This window comes from Zooshikella harenae, from assembly GCF_018837975.1.
GTDB lineage: Bacteria > Pseudomonadota > Gammaproteobacteria > Pseudomonadales > Zooshikellaceae > Zooshikella > Zooshikella harenae.
Genome location: NZ_JAGSOY010000052.1, coordinates 26,990 through 33,632, shown reverse-complemented (window position 1 = coordinate 33,632; position 6,643 = coordinate 26,990). Strand labels below are relative to the sequence as shown.

The window sequence follows — 6,643 nt, the reverse complement described above, 5'->3', positions numbered from 1 at the left end:
TTTTTAGTAACCTGGAAATAAAAATTAGTTTGTAACAGCATCACCACAGCGACTAGCAGTGTTCCGTTCGCTTAGCTCATATTTAAGTGCAAGAAAGACGATGACAAAATCGATCAATGCGGTTCCTAAAAAGCCAATGATGGACTGAATAGCTGCATAGTTTTGTGGGCTCATCAGGTAAGCGCCTATGTTCGCAATCCCGAAGAGAAACCAAGTAATCTTGCTGACTCCTTTTCCTGTTTTACTTTTTAACAGTGCAATTAACTGAATCACTGTAGCGGCAGGAAAAATGATCATTGGAAAAAAACCAGCAATGGTAACAATGATCTCAGGCATAATATATCTCCAACTACTGCTTAACTAATAACTACTTGGCAAATTAGTATTTACCGCCCCCTATCCCAGGACGATTCACCTTAGATTCTCTTAAACAACCCAACCCTCTACACCCTCTTCAATGGGGTATTATTAGGGGATTATACTGCAACCAGCCTTATATAAATTGATACCCGTCAGCAAACCTCAGCTATTTGGAACCTAGTTCACTTACTAAAACAAAAAAATACTTAACCATACTATTAGATCAAATAGCGAACAAACTCGTCAATCAGCCATCCCTAGCCTAATCATCACTACAAGCTGCCCTATTCAGCTCCGATGTCGAAGCCGCCAACAACGATGAATTTTTTGGTTTCGAGCAAAGTCTGGGTCAATAGTTTTGTTAGAAATATCTTCCACCTCAAACTGATGAAACAAGGAATCAGCAAGTTTGAAACGCCTAAAGTTATTGGAAAAATACAAGGTACCTTGCTTATCTAAATGTGACATGGCAAGTATTAATAATCGTTCATGATCACGTTGAATATCAAAGTCTTGCTGAGTGCGCTTTGAATTTGAGAAAGTTGGAGGATCAATAAAAATCAAGTCAAACTTACTGTGCTCCTGCTCCAACCACGTTAAGCAATCCGCTTGAATGAGTTCATGCTGCTCCCCTAACCCATTCAACGCGAAGTTTTTAGTGGCCCAACTAATGTAGGTAGGAGACAAATCAACACTGACTGTACATGCTGCACCACCCAGTGCAGCATGTACTGATACTGAAGCGGTATAACAATACAAATTAAGCACACGTTTCCCACTGGCTTCCGCAAATATTTGCCTACGCATTGGCCGGTGATCCAAAAACAGTCCTGTATCCAGGTAGTCTTTTAGGTTAACCAATAGTCGAGCGTGATACTCAGTCACAGAAAGCAGCTCGCCCGTCTGATCTTGCCGTTTATACTGCTGAGTTCCTTTCTGTTTACGACGCTGCTTGAGCACGACTTGATTACTCGCAACACCTGTCACCTCAGGTAAAACACTTAATGCATCAAGTAGACGTTGTTGTGCTCGTTCAGGATCAACACTCGCTGGTGGAGCATACTCCTGTACATGCAACCAATCACTGTAGCGATCAATTGCGAAAGCATATTCAGGCATATCCGCATCGTAGATTCGATAACAATCAACGTTCTGTTGTTTAAGCCAGGGCTTTAGCTTTTTAAGATTTTTACGAAGCCTATTGGCAAACATTGTTGCCCCAGCAGAAACATGCTCTCTAGCCTTTGCCTCATTATTAGCTGAAGACTGATCTTCTACGGGCCTTCGGGCTTTTACTAAGTACTCAGGAGATACTTCAAAGGTCAATAGCTTACAAGGCAGCGCACCATTAAAAAATGAATACTGCCGTTTTGCTCTTAACCCCATCCGCTTAGCCAACTCTGGATTTCCTGTTATCAACCCTGCATCCCACCCCATACAGTGCTCTCTTAGCTGAGCTCCCAAATTTTGATAGAGGTAAAGCAGTGTCGCATCATCCCCTAAACGCTCTCCATAAGGTGGGTTTGTTACTAAAAATCCCTTCTCAAGATTTCCAATTACTTGTGACAGTGTTGAAAGGTCTTGGTGTTTAATTTGAACTTTGTCCTTCAACCCTGCACGCTGGATATTGTTACATGCAGCATTAAGCGTTGCTTGATTAGTTTCCAGTCCAACCAGCCCAGGCAAGTCTCGCTCAAGACCCACAGCAAAGCGATCCTGAGCTTCAGCAACGACTTCTCGCCACTGCTGGGGAATATGTCCATACCAACGGTTAAAACCAAAAAACTGGCGATTCAATGCTGGAGCACGATCCATAGCCATATGAGCTGCTTCTATTACCAGCGTTCCTGCACCACACATTGGATCAATAAGCATTGGGTAATCTTGCCAATGACTAGACCAGCCTAAGCGGTACAAAACACCGGCTGCTAATGTTTCTTTAAGTGGAGCTGCTCCAGCCTGTAACCGATAACCTCGCTGGTGCAAACTTTCACCTGATAGATCCAAAGCGATGATGACGTTATCCCGCTTAAGATATGCATTAACCCTAATATCTGGCTGCTTTAGTTGAACCGAAGGACGCTTTCCAGTCTTCGCCCGCAAAAGGTCAACAATGGCATCTTTAACTGTCTGCGCGCCAAAACGTGTATGACGAATTGCATTCGAAGAGCCAGAAAAATCAACTGCTATTGTACCTGTTGGTGATAAATGATCCTCCCAAGGTACTTGTTGAACCAGTGTATATAAATCATCCGCCTGCTCAACTTTTCCTTGAACCAAAGGGAGTAAAACCCGGTTGGCAAGACGACTCCACATACAAACACGATAAACATCAGGCATCGATGCTTTGAATGTTACTCCAGCAACGGTTTCTTTAATGCTATGCCCACCTAGCGCTTGAATCTCTTCAGCTAACAGGCCCTCTAGGTGTTTTGCACATGTTACAAAGCAGTCAACTATCGTATTTGCCATAGTACGTCATCATCTGAGCAGGTAAAAAAATTGGGCTATTTTAGCGGATCTGTTATGAATGCAAAGCATAATCTTCATTATTGCTTATTGTTCCTTGTATTGAACTACCTCAATGAACTAGACTCATATAGGCAGGATTAATAAAAGATTAATTATCTATAAATAATGATTTCTTAACTTTAAGAGTGCTATCCGCTATTACTCTAACTGAGGTGTGTGTTAAAAGGAGTCACCAACCACCAGTTTTATGCAAGCATTCCTTTTTTACAAATATTTACCACTGTAATCATTCAATTCACTCATTTAAGCCAGTGAGGCGATCTGGATTATGAAAAGACAAAAAAGAAGTAGAGAAGAAAGGGCTTTCCAAAAAGGGTATCAATCAGGTATTACAGGAAAACCTAAAGAATCCTGTCCACATGATCAACTCCATCAACGACAAGCATGGCTAACCGGCTGGCGCGAGGGGCGAACCGATAGCTGGGATGGCTATACCGGTGTTTCCGGCATTCATAAGCAGCAACAGTTGCACTACAGTTAGATTATCTTCTCTTAATTTTTAACACACTACGTAAACCGGGGCCTTAGTTTCAAAGGCCCTGTTAAGCAGAAACTTATTTTCTCTCAGCTAATGACTCTTTAATCGCGAGTACACAATCTCTAATTAATGCTGGTCCTTGGTAAATAAAGCCAGAGTATATCTGTACGACGTTGGCACCGGATTTAATTTTTTGTACAGCATCCTCTGCACTCATAATCCCCCCCACCCCTATAATTGGGAAATCAATCCCCAACTCAGCCCGCAAAGCACTGATGACTTTATTCGACTCTTCTTTTAAAGGTGCACCACTGAGTCCTCCAGCTTCTTGTCCATGCTTAGAGTCAGATACCAAGTGCTTATCAATCGTTGTGTTGGTTGCAATGATGCCATCAAACCCTTGATCACGAACTGCATCTGCCACTAGCTTGATCTCTTCATCCGTTAAGTCAGGTGCAATCTTAAGTGCTAACGGCCGATAACAGTCATAACGTTTAGCCAGTGTTTGCTGCTCTGACTTCAAACAAGATAAGAGCTGCTTGAGAGAATCTCCAAACTGCAATGACCTTAAGCCTGGAGTATTAGGAGAAGAAATATTGACAGCAATATAATCAGCTGCAAGATAAACTTTTCGTAAGCAGGTTAGATAGTCCTCATTAGCTTGCTCAACAGCCGTCGTCAGGTTTTTCCCTATATTAACCCCAACAATACCTGAATACTTTCGACGAGCCACCTGCTCTACAAGGTGGTCAACACCCTTGTTATTGAACCCCATCCGATTAATGATGGCCTGCTTCTCAGGTATTCTAAATAAGCGCGGACGTTCATTTCCCGGCTGAGGCTTTGGTGTGACCGTGCCAACCTCAATAAAGCCAAACCCTAAATTGCCCAGTCCATCAAGGCAATCAGCATTCTTATCCATACCTGCAGCAAGTCCTACTGGATTGGGAAAAGTTAATCCCATAAGTTGAACAGGATAATCAGGTACTTGAGGCATAAAAAAACGGGTTAAACCTAATGTTTGCCCCGTCTTGATAGCGCTTAAACCAGCATCATGTGCTAGCTCTGGTGGTAATGTAAACAATAATTGACGCAATAAGTGATACACAGGCTTAACCCTTTACTCCATAGTTGCTGATTCGCGCAAAATTATAACCTGAAAACTTACTATCGCTATGGTTATTCTTCCACTTCCTCTTTACTGAGAGGCCGATGTAATGTAACTGGTACACCTTGACGACTTCGACGGCGCATATTGAGCATCTCCACACCAAAGGAAAAAGCCATAGCAAAATAGATATATCCTTTAGGAATATGAAAATCTAATCCTTCAGCAACTAAGGTCGTTCCAATCATTACCAAAAAGCTTAATGCCAGCATTTTTACACTTGGATGGCGGTCAACAAAATCACTGATTGATTTTGCAGCTACCATCATCACCAGCACAGCAATAATAATGGCAATAATCATTACTTGAACATGCTGAGCCAAGCCTACCGCTGTAATTACAGAATCAAATGAAAAAACAATATCAATCAAGGCAATCTGGACTAAGACACCTATAAAACTAACCTGTTGCTGTTTATGCTGATGACTTTCTGGCCCCTCAAGAGAACTATGGATTTCAAAGGTACTTTTTGCGATCAGAAACAAGCCTCCTGCAAGTAATATAATATCTCTACCCGATATTTCCTGTGCCATAACAGTAAATAATGGAGCTGTCAGCTGCATTATCCAGGTTAAAGATAGCAACAACGCAATCCGTGCAACCATGGCAAGCGATAGGCCAATAAGTCGTCCTTTTTGTCGCTCACTTTGAGGCAAACGGCCAACCAAAATGGATATAAAAATGATGTTATCTATGCCTAAAACTATTTCAAGTGCTGTTAGCGTAGCCAAAGCGATCCAGGCTTGTGGATCAAAAAGCCATTCCATATTAAACCTTACATTGTTGACATTGAGGAAAAGGACTTTGACAAGTATATAAGCATCAGCCTATCAATATGATGTACGTCAAAATAACCTCTTAAAAAATTTACGAATTATAGAAGCAATTTAGCAAGAATCCATACTCGCATTGTATTAATGCGGTCTCTATTAAAAGATAATTAATGGCTTACCAACTTAATCAGTTGCTTCGTAAGCATCCCCTTCATCTATGTCATTTGAACTATCTTGGTTTACACAGTAGGTGCTTGCATTTTCGTTCAAGTGGTGGCAATCTGTGACGGTAATAACAGTTAAATCAATAAGTTGGCTTAAAACTATATATGCAAGGGGCTTAAAAGCCCTTTTTCATTTTTAAACACTGTCAACACATTCATACGAAATGTATTGGGTGTGTTAAGACTATTGTTTTATATACCCAGACCGCGCTTTTCATGGGGATTTGACAATACATATAGACCCTATAAATGCTTCGCGAAAGGTATAGTAGTAACGAATGATGGCTTTGCGCTCTGCACCAATGGTAATAAACCGTTTGATTGATAGTAGTCAGGACATTGAAATAAACTACCATGCTACAAGCTTATTGCCTTTGTTAGGGTCAGTTAAAGCTTCATGGCATAAAACAATTGACCTAAAAGCCATCCTTTTTTGATAGTCATTGGTAAACTGCTCATTTGCTTAATGCTTATCCAGCAGATTATCAGAGGGTTTTGGTATGAATGAGATTTCCCATGATACACTCATGGCAATGAAAGCTGCTGCCAAACAAGCTGCTGCTAATGCCTACTGTATCTACAGTGATTTTCCCGTAGGTGCAGCCCTTCTCACAAAAGCCGGACAAATAATTCCCGGATGCAATGTCGAAAACATTTCTTTTGGCCTAACCAATTGCGCCGAGCGTACTGCAATTTTTTCTGCCGTTGCACAGGGACTAAAAAAAGAAGACCTTGTAGGTTTGCTGATCTACATGCCAGGTAATAAGTTGTACTCACCATGCGGAGCATGCCGTCAAGTTATGGCTGAGTTTTTGTCTGAAAGTGCGCCAGTCTATGCAGCATGTGACAAAGAAGAAACAACGCTTTGGCAGATGAACGAGCTACTCCCGGCTAGCTTTAATTTCTAAATTCGTTTCTTTAATCGACATTGAGAAGAATATCTTTGTGATTTTCTTCTCAAGATTTAAGGTTGGGTTACCAATTTTTATATGGTTGCTATCGCTTTTATTGCCCTAAAAAATGTAAATTGACCCAGGTTAAGCAGAGATAAAAAAGTAAATAAAATTACTTCTATAGTTTTTTTCGATTTGTAATAATCGGTGCCAAA

General features: G+C 41.1%; 6 protein-coding genes. 2 read left to right on the top strand and 4 right to left on the bottom strand.

The window, feature by feature from the left end; translation table 11 throughout:
* Positions 1–24 precede the first annotated feature (24 nt).
* Positions 25–336, bottom strand: a complete 312-nt coding sequence (locus KCG35_RS17610) for a hypothetical protein (protein WP_215821109.1) — start codon at positions 334–336, stop codon at positions 25–27.
* Positions 337–648: 312 nt separating this feature from the next.
* On the bottom strand, positions 649–2,832 hold the full coding sequence (rlmKL, locus tag KCG35_RS17605) for a bifunctional 23S rRNA (guanine(2069)-N(7))-methyltransferase RlmK/23S rRNA (guanine(2445)-N(2))-methyltransferase RlmL (RefSeq protein ID WP_215821108.1): 2,184 nt from the start codon (positions 2,830–2,832) through the stop codon (positions 649–651).
* Positions 2,833–3,160: 328 nt separating this feature from the next.
* On the opposite strand from rlmKL, the gene rmf reads away from it, so the two are divergent.
* Positions 3,161–3,373 carry a ribosome modulation factor gene (gene rmf / locus KCG35_RS17600; protein WP_215821107.1) on the top strand — a complete coding sequence of 71 codons (213 nt, stop codon included), beginning with the start codon at positions 3,161–3,163 and terminating at the stop codon, positions 3,371–3,373.
* A 73-nt stretch (positions 3,374–3,446) separates the two neighbouring features.
* Here rmf and KCG35_RS17595 read toward each other — a convergent pair whose 3' ends face one another.
* A complete protein-coding gene (locus KCG35_RS17595; protein ID WP_215821106.1) occupies positions 3,447–4,478 on the bottom strand; it encodes a quinone-dependent dihydroorotate dehydrogenase in 1,032 nt (343 codons plus the stop codon).
* Between the two features lie 71 nt (positions 4,479–4,549).
* The gene (locus KCG35_RS17590) at positions 4,550–5,305 is read right to left on the bottom strand and encodes a TerC family protein (protein ID WP_215821105.1); all 756 of its coding nucleotides are present in this window, start codon (positions 5,303–5,305) and stop codon (positions 4,550–4,552) included.
* Between the two features lie 730 nt (positions 5,306–6,035).
* On the opposite strand from KCG35_RS17590, the gene KCG35_RS17585 reads away from it, so the two are divergent.
* Positions 6,036–6,443 carry a cytidine deaminase gene (locus KCG35_RS17585; RefSeq protein WP_215821104.1) on the top strand — a complete coding sequence of 136 codons (408 nt, stop codon included), beginning with the start codon at positions 6,036–6,038 and terminating at the stop codon, positions 6,441–6,443.
* Positions 6,444–6,643 lie beyond the last annotated feature (200 nt).